This window comes from Phaeodactylibacter sp., assembly GCF_040219495.1.
In the GTDB taxonomy this organism is placed as follows: Bacteria; Bacteroidota; Bacteroidia; order Chitinophagales; family Saprospiraceae; genus Phaeodactylibacter.
In genome coordinates, this window is the sequence record NZ_JAVJSK010000122.1 from 1 (window position 1) to 15,561 (window position 15,561).

Annotated in this window: 3 protein-coding genes; 1 reads left to right on the forward strand and 2 read right to left on the reverse strand. The window is 52.1% G+C overall.

All coding sequences use genetic code 11. From position 1 onward, the window contains the following. Positions 1-4,480 (reverse strand): hypothetical protein (locus RIC19_RS19365; RefSeq protein ID WP_350180014.1); only part of this gene is annotated, 4,480 nt, incomplete at its 3' end. Positions 4,481-4,943: 463 nt separating this feature from the next. Further along, a complete protein-coding gene (locus RIC19_RS19370; RefSeq protein WP_350180015.1) occupies positions 4,944-11,963 on the reverse strand; it encodes a T9SS type B sorting domain-containing protein in 7,020 nt (2,339 codons plus the stop codon). 241 nt (positions 11,964-12,204) lie between these two features. Here RIC19_RS19370 and treS point away from each other — a divergent pair, with 241 nt between their 5' ends. After that, complete coding sequence (treS, locus tag RIC19_RS19375; RefSeq protein ID WP_350180016.1) at positions 12,205-15,561, forward strand: maltose alpha-D-glucosyltransferase; 3,357 nt, start codon at positions 12,205-12,207, stop codon at positions 15,559-15,561.

Below are 15,561 nucleotides of genomic sequence, written 5' to 3' on the forward strand. Positions count from 1 at the left end.
TGCAGCTTTCGCTGAATAGCAGTGTGGTGTCGCTAGGCAACAGCGTCGTGGTGGTAATGACGGTAGAGTCGCACCCAAACTGATTGGCGAGATTTTGCACTACGGTACCGGTATCCACGGGGTTGCAGCTTTCGCTGAATAGCAGTGTGGTGTCGCTAGGCAACAGCGTCGTGGTGGTAATGACGGTAGAGTCGCACCCAAACTGATTGGCGAGATTTTGCACTACGGTACCGGTATCCACGGGGTTGCAGCTTTCGCTAAATAGCAGCGTGGTGTCGCTAGGCAACAGCGTCGTGGTGGTAATGACGGTAGAGTCGCACCCGAATTGATTATTGAGATTTTGCACTACGGTACCGGTATCCAAGGAGCTGCAGCTTTCGCTGAATAGCAGTGTGGTGTCGCTAGGCAGTAGCGTCGTGGTGGTAATGACGGTAGAGTCGCACCCGAACTGATTGGCCAGATTTTGCACGACGGTACCGGTATCCGTGGGGCTACAACTTTCGCTGAAGAGTAAAGTGGTGTCGCTGGGCAGGAGGGTAGTCGTTGTGATGACAGTAGAATCGCAGCCGAACTGATTGGCGAGATTTTGCACGACGGTACCGGTATCCACGGGGTTGCAGCTTTCGCTGAAGAGCAGTGTGGTATCGTTGGGCAGTAGCGTAGTCGTGGTAATGATAAAAGAATCACAAGCCAACTGATTGGTCAGCACAACTGTTGAGGCGCCGGTATCAACAGGATTACAGGTCTCGGCAAAGAGGTAAGTGGTATCTGAGCTACTGCAGCCGGCCGAACAGGTGCCGGGGCTAAGGATTTCTACCTCTAGTAAACAGGCGGCGCTATCCAGGTCGGAAATAGGCAGTACCACAGAGGGCGCATTAGCCGGGAATGGCCCAATGACATAGGTGCTATCATACAAGCCGTTCGTATCAATCGGGCTGTTAATAGCCCAGCCGCTACCGTTATTTGTGCCGGAAACAGTAAGCTCAGTGAAGAAAACATCATCCATCGTGGTCCCTGGCGTGCCTCCGTCTTCACAGGCTAGCACTTCGACTGTTGCCTGAAGTGTGCAAGAGTCAGAACAACTGGCAGGCGGGCTCACCATTAAGATCGAAAAACAGCTGGTCAGATTCTGATCAATAAAGGCCAGGTTGATGTTCCCCGATGATATTGGGTAGGGCCCAATTACGGTGGGCGTATTAAAATCGTTGGTCTCTAAACCTGTAGGCGGAATGGTAAACCAGCCCTCTGTACCTGCAGGGTTACTGACCTCCACGGTGAATTCGAAGAGGTCATCAGTAGGATCACTGGCAGTCCCATTGTTCAGGCATTGGATATCTACCAGAGTTGCCTCTATGGCACAGGAGTCTGAACAACTACCCGGGCTCGAGATATTGATTGAAGTACTACAGGTGCTGGAGCTGTCATCGGTTATGGTCACAGTCGAAATATCAGTACCTGTACTGCCGGAGGAGAGGCTGAAAGTAGCAGGTGTGCCGTAGGTGCCCTGTGCGGGTGTTGTGGTGCCTGTTGTAGTGCTCAGGGTATAACTGTTCGCGGTGTTCAGCCCGTCGACTACTAAATTGAAGGTGACATAGTCATCTGTTGGGTCGCCCGGTGTACCGTTGTCATCGCAGGCAATATCAGTGGGGGTGGGTTGGGTCAAAAGGCATTCATTTGAACAGGTTCCGGGGTCCGGAATAACAAAAAACTGACTACAGTTAGGATCACTGATGTCTCTTACAACGAGAGGGGTATTCCCATCTCCTGCACTACCTGCCGGCATACTAAAGGAGACCACTTGCCCGTAGGTGCCTATGCCCGGTAACGGATTCCCGTTCGCCAGCTCTACCCGGTAGCTCGTGCCATATAGTGACTCCACCAAAAGCTCAAAGTCAATATAATCGTCTGCTCCTGCAGAGGGCGTTCCTGCATCATTACAGGTTGCGCTAATCAAGTCAATAGTGGTGATTTCGCAAGACTTGCATACGTTGTCAATAGTGATCACGTATTGGCAATCTGCTACGGCCTGGTCGGTAAGCGTGACCTCGTATTGATCCGGCAGGGGCAGATCCGGTAGAAAACGGAAGGTGGTGGTCATTCCGTAGGAGCCAAGAGCACTGCCCGCAAGGGTTCCCCCTCCTATTTGAATACCGTAGGTCATATCCAGGGCATTACCTATTGGTGCCAGGTCAAATTCAAGGGTGTCGTTATCGCAAATCAGGTTGCTCAGCCCTGCCGACTGAATAATGCAAGTATCCGAACACGGGGGCGGCGGCGTCAGGTCTACAGAAATGGAACAGCCGGGGGAGACCTCGTCATTAAAGGTAACGGTTACGGGGCCGTCACTGATCAGAAAGGGGCCCAGACTGGCAATATCATCGTAGTCGCCAGCCATATCACCGGCGGGTGTATCAGAGGACCAGCTGCTGCCCGAAGCGGCTGTCGGGTTGGTAATCTCGTATTCGACCTGGTAGGTGTCATCATCAAAAATACCGGGCGTGCCACCATCTTGGCAGAATAGGTTGACTTCAGTCGCTCCGATGTTACAAATGGCTGAACAGTCGCCGGGGTCAATCAGGAAAAATGAAAAGCTACAGCTGGGGTTGTTCTGGTCCGTCAGGGTGATGGTGGTGCCCCCGTTGCCAGCTGAGCCAATAGGTAGTGAGAAGGATTGCATGGTATTGTACAACCCGCTCGCCGGAGTTACCGTAGTCCCGTTGGCTGAAATGGTGTACCCGGCGGAGCTGCTGATCGCCGGAACGTTCAACGTGAAAGTGATGAAGTCATCATTTGAATCACTAATCGTCTCATTGTTGTCACAGTCGATACTAACAAGGCCTTGGTCAAAGATCTCGCACGCATCCGAACAACTGCCTGGCCCGGGCACTGCAAAGGTATAGGTACAGGCAGGATCGTCATTGTCGATAATAGTGATGCTCACGCTGTTGCTGTTGGCCGTCCCGGCAGAGAGCGTAAAAGTCGTTGGGTTGTTGTAGCTGCCACCTGCAGGGACGGCACTCAGGCCATTGGCGATGACTGTATACCCGCTTCCCAGGTTGATGCCCGAGGGCTGAAGGGTGATCACCATCTGATCGTCTGAGGGGATAATGCCTGTACCATTGTCCCCGCACTGTACGTCCAGGATGTTAATGTCGGTCAGGTTACAGTCGTCACAAGGGTTGTTTAGAGTGAAAATAGAAGTACAGGCATCGTTATCTGTATCCCTGATCGTTACGTTATAAGTGGAGCTTTGTGGGGTGTTGGGCAAAAAGCTGAAAGTGGTGGGCACCCCAAACAAACCAGAGTTTTGACCTAGAATCGTACCATCCGGTATGGTCAGGTTATATTGTGTACCGCTGCTGCTGGGGCCCAGGGTAAAGTTGATCACGTCCCCGTTGGTGCAATTTATATTTGAGGGGGTGATATTTGAAATGTCACAGGGCAAGGGCGTTGAACAGGGAGCGGTGTTGTTGACAAACACCTGAATGGTGCAGGTGGGGTCCTGATTGTCGGTAAGGGTCAGGGTGAAAGAGCCCGGCACGGAGGAGGCATTGATCAATCTGAAGGTCGAAGGGCTGCCATAGGTAGCGGTATTATCTGCGAACGTAAGCCCCGGAGCACTAATGCTGTAGCTGTTTCCTATACTGGTACCTTCTGGATTTAGGGTAATCAGGAGTTCGTCATCACTCGGATCGTTCGGTGTATCCATGTCCGTACACTGAACGCCCAGTAAATTTGCTGAAGTTAGCGCGCAGGGTGACACACAAGTGCCGGGGTCCTGAATGGTAAAAAGAAACTGGCAGGCCGGGTCTTGCTGGTCAGTGAGAATGAAAGAAACCGGCCCATCGCCTGCGGAGCCTGGGGTGAGCTGGAAAAACGCAGAGGTGTTATAGAACCCACTGCCGGGCAGTACCAGCCCCGGTGAAGCAACCAGATTGTATTGAAGCGCTACCGCTATACCCGAGGCCTCGATTTCCATGGTGATGTAGTCATCTCCGGCAAAGCTTGGGGTATTATTATCGGCACAGCTTACGTCTAATATATTAACCTCCTGAATGTCGCAATTAGAGTAGCAGGGATTGTCAAAAGTCAGAGTAAAAGTACAGGCAGGATTATTGGAATCAGTCAGGACAATTTGATAGAAAGGCACGGTGGGGTCGTTAGGGTCAATTACAAACCCATTCGGGAAACCGTACACTGCTGTAGCTGGAAAGATCGTCCCTGAAGTAAAAGTGACCGTGTAACCACTTCCGAGATTATTGCCAGAAGGGCTCATGAATAACGTGAGCCGGTCATCACTGGGGTCGGCGGGTGTATCGTTATCCAGGCATACAACCCCCCCTAAACCTGCGCTGGTGATACCGCAGAATTCTGGATGAGAAGCTTCGGCCACTGGACTTCCCCAGCACAGTGTGAAGCAAGGGAGAAGCACGAGTAGCAAAGCCGCCCGACAGCAAATTTTATAGATCTTACCTTTCATCACGTGTTTGTTTGACAGAAACTAGACATTTTGGCAACACGTACCCAAAGCTGTCTGGATCAACTTAGTGTTGTTGTACTTGTGTTGCTTATCGCGTGATTACGACTTCTAACGGGGGGCTAGTCTTAGTGTTTAGATATTCTGGTCTTACCAAGCTTTAAGCAGCAGAAAGTCTTATCTTTCATTAACCACGAAAGACAGACCGGTCAGAGTCTGGTGAAAGGAAGTTTATTGTTTTGGGTTATACTCTGGTAGTTTAGCAGGCCGCCCCCGAAAAAGGGAGCTTAACTAGGGGGTAATACGTTGTGCATCGCAAAAAGATGCAAAAAGGAACCACAAAGGTAAAATACCAGTTGGAAACTTTACAATCTGGAAAGAAGATTAGATACAGATATGGAAGAAAGCAAGGTGTCCATCAGGATTGCTTATCCCTGATGGCCACCTTGCTACGGAACAGGCAGGGTTACCTGATTAGCGTAACGTCGCCTTGTTGTATCAACTGACGGCCGTTGATCAGCCTCAATCTGGCATAGTAGGTGAATACCGCTGGGTCCAGAGATTGCCCTCTGAATGTCCCGTCCCAACCTTCTGCTTCAACGTTGACTGGAAATGCCGTTTTGAGGAATACCTGATTGCCCCAGCGGTCGTAGATGCCCAGCTGTTCTATCAAATCGATTTCCGTCGGATCCCCAAACAGCGTAAACCGGTCGTTCCTGCCGTCTTCATTGGGGCTGAAAATGTTTGGCGCATACACCTTTGAGCGTTGGTCTACAATCACTTGTACGGTAGCCCTTGCCTCACATCCTCCTCCAATACCAGCAATCAGTTGATAGGTGCCACTCTCAAAAGCGGTCAGCGTGGGGTTCAGGCAATCTGTGCAACTCAACTGGCCGGCAGGTGTCCAAAGGAGCTGATCCGGGTCGAAGTTCAGGATGGGCGCTAACACAATCGTATCGCCTGCCTGAGCATTGATCGGGCTGTCGAGCGTTAACTCCGGAACCAGCCCTTCCGGAACAGTCACTTGCCGGGCTTCAGAACAACCTAGCTGGTCTTCCACTGTGATTGTGTACATACCAGGGGCGACTTCCAGAGATACAGGCAGAGGACTGCTGCTTTCAATGGGCAGCCCATCCACAAAAATGCGGTAGGGGGAGAATCCGTTTTCAGGAATACCAATCTGTACCGCTCCGGTCAAGCCTGCACAGGGCGGGGGCGTTGCACTGATGCTGGTTTCCAGATCTGAAAAACCGATCGCGATGTCAATAATCACCGAGTCACAGCCATTGGTTACACTTTGAATGATCTCCTGCCCGATCGGGCGTTCCTCGTCATAAACAGTTCCATTGATGGTTAAGAATTCACCCGCACATAGAGTGTCAGTAATGAGCTCGAAGTCTGGGTCATTCTGTAGTTGTATTTGCGTGATCACCACTGAATCACAGCCTAAAGAGGACGTGAGGATTTGTGTTGTCGTGCCGGTGTCTGCAGGATTACAGCTTTCGCTAAATAGCAGCGTGGTATCACTGGGCAACAGCGTAGTCGTGGTGATGACGGTGGAATCGCACCCAAATTGATTGTCAAGATTTAGCACCAAGGTGCCGGTATCTGCGGGGTTGCAACTTTCATTGAAGAGCAGAGTAGTATCACTGGGCAATAGCGTAGTCGTGGTAATGACGGTGGAGTCACACCCAAACTGATTAGCAAGAACCTGCGTGACGGTGCCAGTATCTAGCGGGTTGCAACTGGTCTCGGCCAGCAGCGTGGTATCACTGGGCAATAGCGTTGTCGTGGTAATGACGGTGGAGTCACACCCAAACTGATTAGCAAGGACCTGCGTGACGGTGCCAGTATCAAGCGGATTGCAGCTGGTCTCGGTCAGCAGCGTGGTATCGCTGGGCAGTAGGGTAGTCGTGGTAATGACGGTGGAATCACACCCAAACTGATTAGCAAGAATTTGCGTGACGGTGCCGGTATCAAGCGGATTGCAACTGGTCTCGGTCAGCAGCGTGGTATCACTGGGCAATAGCGTTGTCGTGGTAATGACGGTGGAGTCACACCCAAACTGATTAGCAAGAACCTGTGTGACGGTGCCGGTATCAAGCGGATTGCAACTTGTCTCGGTCAGCAGCGTGGTATCACTGGGCAATAGCGTAGTCGTTGTGATAATGGTAGAGTCGCACCCAAACTGATTGGCGAGTACCTGGGACACCGTACCGGTATCAGCGGGATTGCAGCTTTCGCTGAAGAGCAGAATCGTATCGCTGGGCAACAAGGTGGTCGTTGTAATAATGGTGGAATCGCAGCCGAACTGATTGGTCAGTAACTGTGAAACCGTTCCGGTATCCTGCGGGTTGCAGCTTTCGCTAAAGAGCAGCGTGGTATCGCTGGGCAACAAGGTGGTCGTGGTAATGATGGTGGAATCGCACCCAAACTGATTGGTCAGTAACTGTGAAACCGTTCCGGTATCCTGCGGGTTGCAGCTTTCGCTAAAGAGCAGCGTGGTATCGCTGGGCAGTAGCGAAGTGGTAGTAATAATGGTGGAATCACATCCAAACTGATTGGTCAGTACCTGAGAAACCGTTCCGGTATCCTGTGGATTACAGCTTTCGCTAAAGAGCAGCGTGGTATCGCTAGGCAGCAGCGTTGTCGTGGTGATAATGGTCGAGTCACACCCAAACTGATTGACCAGCACCTGGGTGACTGTCCCCGTATCCACAGGGCTACAGCTCGTTTCCGCTAGGAAAATGGTGTCCGAGGGCAAAAGTGTAGTCGCTGTAATAACGATAGAGTCACACCCGGTCTGCCCGGTGAAGTTCTGCACCACCGTGCCCGTATCCACTGGATTGCACGACTGCAGGTCAATGAGCGTGGTATCGCTGTCCACAAGCAGAATATTGGTGACCACGACCGAATCACACCCAAACTGATTGACCAGCACTTGCGTGGTCGATCCTGTATCCGCGGGGTTGCAGCTGCTTTCCACGAGGAAAATGGAATCGGAGGGCAAAAGTGTAGTCGCAGTAATAACGATAGAATCACACCCGGTCTGCCCGGTAAGGTTCTGCACCACCGTGCCCGTATCCACTGGATTGCACGACTGCAGGTCAATGAGCGTGGTGTCGCTGTCCACAAGCAGAATATTGGTGACCACGACCGAATCACATCCAAACTGATTAACTAGCACTTGCGTGGCTGTTCCGGTATCCGCGGGGTTACAGCTGCTTTCCACTAGGAAAATAGAATCGGAGGGCAGCAGTGTAGTCGCAGTAATAACGATAGAGTCACACCCGGTCTGCCCGGTAAGGTTCTGCACCACAGTGCCCGTATCCGATGGATTGCACGACTGCAAATCAATGAGCGTGGTGTCGCTGTCCACGAGCAGGGTATTGGTGACAACGACCGAATCACACCCAAATTGATTGGTTAGAATTTGTGAAACGGTACCGGTATCAGCGGGATTGCAGCTGCTCTGCGTCAGCAAAGTGGAATCTGAAGGCAGTAGCGTGGTGCTGGTGATGATGATGGAGTCACACCCAGTTTGCCCGGTAAGATTTTGCACGACTGTACCTGTATCAGCTGGGTTACAGGACTGCAAATCAATGAGTGTGGTATCGCTGTCTACGAGGACTGTATTCGTGACTACAATAGAGTCGCACCCGAACTGGTTGGTGAAGTTTTGTTCAACTGCCCCCGTATCAGCGGGGCTACAGCTGGTCTCTACCAAAAAAATAGAATCCGAAGGCAGCAGGCTAGTCGACGTTATCACAATAGAGTCGCAGCCTTCCTGCCCGGTGAGGTTTTGTATTACTGTGCCGGTGTCCAAAGGGTTGCAGGACTGTAAATCAAATAGGGTAGTATCGGCTTCACAAACCACGCTGCAGGGGTCGGGAGGTACAATCAGCAGGTTGGTGCTACAGCCCGGGTTGAACTGGTCGGTAATGGTCAGGCTGAAGCTCCCCTGGCTGATCAGGAAGGGCCCAATGTCCACACTTTGGTTGTAATTGCCGGTTACCGGTCCCAGGGGCGTTTGTGCGGTCCACCCTGCCGTGCCAACCGGGTTGATGGCCTGAATGGTGGCCTGGAAAAAGTCATCCTCCGGCACGCCTGTGGGTATGCAGTTTGTTTCCGTTACGAAGGCGTTGATGGCACAGGCATCCGAGCAGGTGCCGGGGTCGCTCAGCTGCACGGTGGTGGTGCAGTTGCTGTCGGAGGCATCAGTCAGGGTGAGGGTGATTAGCCCGCTGCCTGCACTGCCCGGGAGCAGGGCAAAGCTGCTCAGGCTGCCAAACGTGCCGGTGGAGGGCTGCACGGCCTGCCCGGGCGCTGAAATGGTATAACTGCCAGCAGTGCTAACACCATCGGCCAGAATGGAAAAGGTAATCAGGTCATCCGTGGGGTCGCCCGGCGTACCGTTGTCCGCACACTGCACATTGGAAACAGCTGCGGAAGTAATCAGGCAGGCATCGCAGGGGTTGTCGAGGCTGAACGTTTGGGTGCAGGTGGGGTCATCGCTGTCCGTAACTGTGAGGGTAAAGTTATCTGCGGAGAGGCTGTTCGGCAAAAAAGTAAACAGGGTAACCTGCCCGTAGTTCCCTGTTGTCCCGGCGGTCAGTACGCCTTCCGGGGTGCTGACTTGGTAGTTGATGCCGGTACCAGTCCCGTCTACCAGCAGCTCAAAGTCAATAGCGCCGTTATCGCAAATTGGAGTGATAACGGTAGGCAAGCCCAGGTTGCAAGGCTCCACGGAGCAGGGCGCAGGGGGCGTGAGCGTCAGACTCTCAGAGCAGGTAGGGTCACTTTGGTCCGTAAAAGTCAGAGTAGCCAGCCCGCCGCTGATGGGGATAGGCCCGAAATCAATTGTGCTCCCATATGCCCCGGTTGCGGGCCCAAAGACCGGTGATACCGCCCACCCGGAAGGGCTGCCAGTACCGTTGACGGTTACGCTGGCAAAAAAGACATCATCGTTGGGGTTGCCGGGCGTGCCGTTGTCATTACAGGTGATGTTGTTGAGGACGGGGTTGATGGTGCAGCTGGGGCAGGGATTGGAGACTACCGTTGTAGCCGTACAGGTTGGGTCATCAGCATCTGTGATCGTTACAATAAACTCAGTTACATTCGGTCCGGTGGGGACAATGGTAAAGGACGTTATCTGTCCATAATTCCCAGCATTATTCCCAGGAATAACGGCATTGTTAACATTAATGGTGTAGTTTGCCCCGAGGCCAACGCCATCTACCAGCAGCTCAAAGACGGGGCTGCCATTTACGCACTGATTGGTGACTACTGTGGATTGGGTGAGCTCGCAGGGTGGAGTCGTAGAACAGGGAGGAGGTAAATTTATGATCGTATTGGTTGTACAATTCGGATCGTCGTTGTCTGTAACAATAACACTTATACCAGCAGGGGGCGCAATATTAGTCAGGGTAAAAGTAGTTTCACTCCCATAATTTCCTCCCGGAGGGCTTACTGTACCGCCACCGACTGAAACGGTATATCCGCCACCCAACCCCGTTCCTACAGGATTTAATGGAAAAGTATAAAAATCATCGCTGGGGTCACTGGGTGTGCCATTGTCATTGCAAAGGGTAAAGCCCAGCCCCGGGTTTGTTAAATCACAGTTGACGGTTGTTGCACAAGGCGCAGGGTTGGGGATGGTAAAGGTAATGCTACAGCTGGGGTCATCGCTATCGGTAAGGATTAGGGTGATTTCATCTCCAGCCTGCGCAGCATCGAATAATTGCTGTGTTGAGAGAGTACCGTAGGTGCCGATTCCCGGCGACGCAGATACTTCGGGAGAGGTCACAATATAGGTGCCACTCAGGCCTGTGCCAATTGGATTTAACTCCACAACCGCAAAATCGTCACCAGGTGAAGTGGGCGAATTAAAGTCATCGCAAGTGACGCTGATCACGCCGGGGTCCGTGATGTCGCAGGCAGGTGGTGAGCAGGGGGCCGTCGTGGTGGTAATGACCTCAACCGTACAACTGGGGTCATTGCTATCAACGATGGTCAGCGTTGTCGGCTGCCCGTTGGTACTGCTTATCGACAGCTCAAAGGTGGTGAATACACCATAGGGCTGTGGCCCGGCAGGCGTTAGGGTGCCGACGGAGGGCACCAAGGTATAGCTGCCAGACAAATTAGTCCCTTCAGGCTGCAATTCAATGATGAACACATCGTCGTTGGGATCAGAGGTCCCCTGGTCATCGCAACTAATGAGCGAATTGACTAACCCGTTGGTCAGCCCGCAGGTACATGGTGAAAGGAAAGTAAGTTCAAAGGTGCAATTCGGGTCGTTGCCGTCGGTGATGATGATGGTGTATTCATCGTTGGCGGGTGGAGGGCCGGAAGTGGTGAAGCCAAAAGTAGTGGGCCCGCCGTAAAAAGCAATGCCCGGGCTGATCGTACCGCTGGGGGAGGTTACCGTATAACTACCCCCTAAACCATCGCCACTCGGTGAGAGGGAAAAGGAAAAATCACCATTGGAACAGGCCAGCCCTGCGAAGCCGGCATCTATAATGGCACAGTTGGTGAAACAGGGGTTGGTAAGCGTCAGCGTGAAAGTACAGCTGGGGTCATCCAGGTCAGTGATCGTAATGGTAAAAGTACTGGGGCTGCCGGGGTCTGGCGTAATCGAAAACTGCGTAAAGCCTCCATAAGCACCCGTATTTTGAGCCGGTGACCCGAGAGAGGTCGTCACCGTGTAAGACCCATTTGCCAGCCCCTGCCCCTGCGGTGCCAGGGAAAAAAAGATAAAATCATCGCTGGTATCATTTGGTGTGCCGTTGTCATTGCAATTGGGACCAGACACCAGGGCGTCGGTGATATTACAAATGTCATCGCACACATTTTCCACCGTGTATACCGTACTGCAACTGGGGTCATTATCATCCGTAATAGTGAACGTCACATCGCCACCACTTGCCGGGTACGGCCCCAGAAAAACGAGGTCTCCGTAGTTGCCCGAGGCATTATCCGGACCGTTGGATGACCAGCTGCCTGTAGCACCATCGTTCTCCACAAAGACATTTTGAAAAAAGGTATCGTCGCTGGGGTCATTTGGGGTGCCGCCGTTATCGCAAGTGATGCTCCCTCCGGTAACGGATAAATTACAGGGGGTGCTGTTACAGGGATTGAAAATGGTAAAGGTAAAAGTGCAGGAAGGGTTATTGGCATCCGTAACTGTAAAACTGTAGATAGGCTGGTTTGGGTCACTGGGGGTCAGGTTGATAAAGGCGCCGAAGGCATAGTCGTAGGGCCCGGGGTCATCTATTAGTCCATCGGAAGAAGATACCAGGAAGGTAGTGCTGGTACCCGTGCCGCTCACATTAATTTGAAAACCAACGGGGGCAAAACCAGGATTGCACTGTTCATTAGACACCACTACATCGGTGATGTTGCACCCCTGGCCTTTGAGCAGGGTAGGAAGCAGGAAAAGGGCCATTAGAGCGGCAGTCTGTACAATTAACGCGTAACGTGGAGCCATCTGTCCGAGGGTTTAGATTAAGTCTGTAACTAATACAAAGTTAGGCCGGATAGGTTTGTCGCCATTTGGGCAGAAGCACGACTACCATGTACAATGGGACAATGATGTGCTTTGTTCCGGGGTGAAAGAAGGCCGTAGATGATAATTTTCAGTGCACCGTTGGCAGTGCTCATTTTTTTTACTTTCTTTAGATGCAGCAATTTTATCCTTCAAAACGAGCCTGACAACCAATAAACCTGGTATGACTGACAAAAGCAACCGCTTCTGGTATAAAGACAGTATCATCTACGCCCTCCCGATTCATGCGTTTTACGATAGTAATGGTAGTGGGGTCGGCGATATCAATGGTTTGGTTGAAAAGCTGGATTACCTCGAGGACCTGGGCGTGACCTGCATCTCCTTACTGCCCTTCTATGAGTCGCCCCTCAAGGATGACGGCTATGATGTTTCCGACTTCAAAAGTGTGAACTCCAACTATGGGAATATCGAAGACTTCGAGCGATTTCTGGAAGAAGCGCACAAACGGGGGCTTGAGGTCGTCATTGATCTGATCATGAACCACACCTCTACAGAGCACGAGTGGTTTCAGCGGGCCCGGCAGGCCCCTAAAGGCTCACCGGAGCGAGACTTTTATATTTGGAGCGACACCCCGGAGCCTTATGCAGAAGCTGGCATTATCTTCAGCGACTATGAAACGTCTAACTGGGAGTGGGACAACGTGGCAAAGGCCTATTACTGGCACCGCTTTTACAGTCATCAGGCCGACCTGAATTACAACAATGAGCGCGTGCGGGAGGAAATGCGTTCCGTTATTGACTTTTGGTATAACCTCGGAGTGGATGGAGTCCGCCTCACTTCTATCATGTTCCTGTTTCGGGAGGAGGGCACCAATTGCGAGAACCTGCCGCAGGTACACGAGTACCTTCGTGAACTCCGCAGCTACATAGAACGCAAGCACCCGGGCAAAATCCTGATGGCCGAGACTAACCTCTGGCCGGAGGAAGCTGCAGAGTACTACGGGGAGGGCGATGAGTGCCACATGAATTACCACTTCCCGCTTATGCCACGCCTCTACATGGCCTTGCAAACGGAAGACCGCTATCCCATTATGGATATCCTGGAGCAAACGCCCCCTATTCCTGAAAATAGTCAGTGGGCCCTTTTCCTGCGCAATCACGATGACCTTATGCTTTCCATGGTCACGGAGGAAGAGCGCGACTACTTATATAAGGTGTTTGCGCAGGACCACGGTGCCAAGATCAATCAGGGTATCCGCCGCCGCCTTGCCCCCTTGCTGCTCAACGACCGCCGCAAAATAGAATTGCTCAACAGCCTGTTGTTCAGCCTGCCCGGTACGCCGGTCATTTACTACGGGGATGAGATCGGTATGGGGGATAATATCTACCTGGGCGACCGTAACGGGGTCCGCACCCCCATGCAATGGAACTCCGACCGGAATGCCGGTTTCTCGGCAGCTAATCCACAAAAACTCTTCCTGCCGGTCATCCGGGACCCCCTGTACCGGTACGAGGCCATCAATGTGGAAATCCAAAACCGCAACTCCTCCTCCCTGCTTTGGTGGATGAAGAACATCATCAGCATGCGTAAGCGGCTGAAGGCCTTTAGCCATGGCTCTACCGAGTTCCTGGACTCTATGAATGGCAAGGTGTTGTCCTTCATCCGTTCTTATGAAGGCGAAAGCATCCTGGTTGTGGCCAATTTGTCCAAGTTTTCCCAATCCGTTGAGCTGAGCCTTTCTCAATTTGGCGGGATACAGCCGGTGGAAATCTTCAGCCAGAATAAGTTTTTTGAAATCGGTAAAGAGCCCTATAAGTTTACCATTGGGCCTTATGGGTACTTTTGGTTCCTGATGGAGCAAACCGAAGAGGTAGATGAACTGCCTAAAGAGCGGACAATACCAGAAGTGGAGTCAGAGGTGCACTGGAACGATTTTTTCGAAAACTACACGACCAAGCGCCGGTTCGAAAAGAAAGTCCTGCCTGGTTATTTGCAGTCTTGCCGATGGTTTGGTGGCAAGTCCAAAAAAATGGTTTCCCTTGAAGTCAGCCATTTCCCCAAGATCGAAGTGGAGGGGTCTGCCGCCTACTTCCTAAGCATCCGTGTACGCTATACCGATGGGCTGCCGGAGACTTACTTCCTGCCGTTGACCTTCCTGAGCAGTGCCGAAGAAATGGTACACTTCCTCAAAAACGAACCGCAGAGCGTTGTAAGCTATTGCAAAACACCGGATCAGGAAGGTATTCTGATCGATGCGATCTACCACGAAGCTTTCAGGAATGAGCTGTTTTGGCGCATAAAAACCAATGCAAGTATCAATGTGAAAGGTGGGCAGCTGTCTTTTGAGTCTGGTAAAATCCTGGATGAGCTGCACGTGGAGCGGGAGGATGTCAGCTCTGAGGTCCTCCGTGCCGAACAAAGCAATACCTCTGTCATCTACAACAGTCAGTTTTTCTTCAAGATATACCGCAAGCTCGATATCGACATCAATCCCGACCTGGAGGTCGTCCGCTATTTGTCAGAACAAACGCCATTTGTAAACTCGCCCCGTTATGGCGGAGGGGTGCAATTCCAGGATACCGTAGAACAGACCTTCACCATTCTGGGGCTCCTCCAGAATAAAATCCCCAATCAGGGAGAAGCCTGGACCATGATGCTCGAGGTGCTTAGCCGCTATTACGAGAAGGTACTGACTAAAGTTGAACGGGACAATCCTGCTCCGGCTCTGGTCCGCTCCGATCGTTTTTACTTTGAAGATACGCCTGAGCGCCTCCAACGCCTCATCGGAAGTGTCATCTACGAACGGGCAGCCCTGCTCGGTAAACGTACTGCAGAAATGCACATCGCCCTAGCTTCCGAAACTACTGACCCCGACTTTAAGCCAGAACGGTTCTCGCAGCACTACCAACGGTCGGTCTATTCTCAGCACCGCAAGCTGGTGAATGAAAAGCTGACCGCCCTGGAGCGCAGACTGCCCTCCCTGCCAGAACATATTGCGACGGAGGCACGCCGTATTCTGGAGATCAAAGATGATATCATGGATTGCTTCAGCCAGATTTATGCCCGCAAAATCGAAGCGACCAAAACCCGGGTGCACGGGGATTACCACCTGGGGCAGGTCTTGTTCAACGGCCGTGATTTCTTCATCATCGACTTTGAAGGGGAACCGATGTATTCTATTAGCGAACGCCGGTTGAAGCGCACGCCTTTCAAGGATGTGGCGGGGATGATTCGTTCGCTGCACTACGCCGCCTACGGACAATTGGTGCTCAACCAAAACTACCGCAAAGCCGATATGCCTCAGCTCGAAGAATGGGCCAATCAGTGGTTCCATTACGTCAGCCAGTATTTCCTGACAGCCTATCTGGATACTGCCCAAGGGCATAGTTTTGTGCCAGAGGACAAGAAATCGATGGAGCTGTTGCTGCGTACTTACATCCTCGAAAAGGCCATCTACGAAGTAGGGTACGAAATGAATGCCCGGCCGGAGTGGCTGCGCATACCGATCCGGGGCGTACTTTACGCTATGGAGGGGTATACCGGGGCAGACTCCCCGCCGGCAGAAGAAACACCGGTTTAG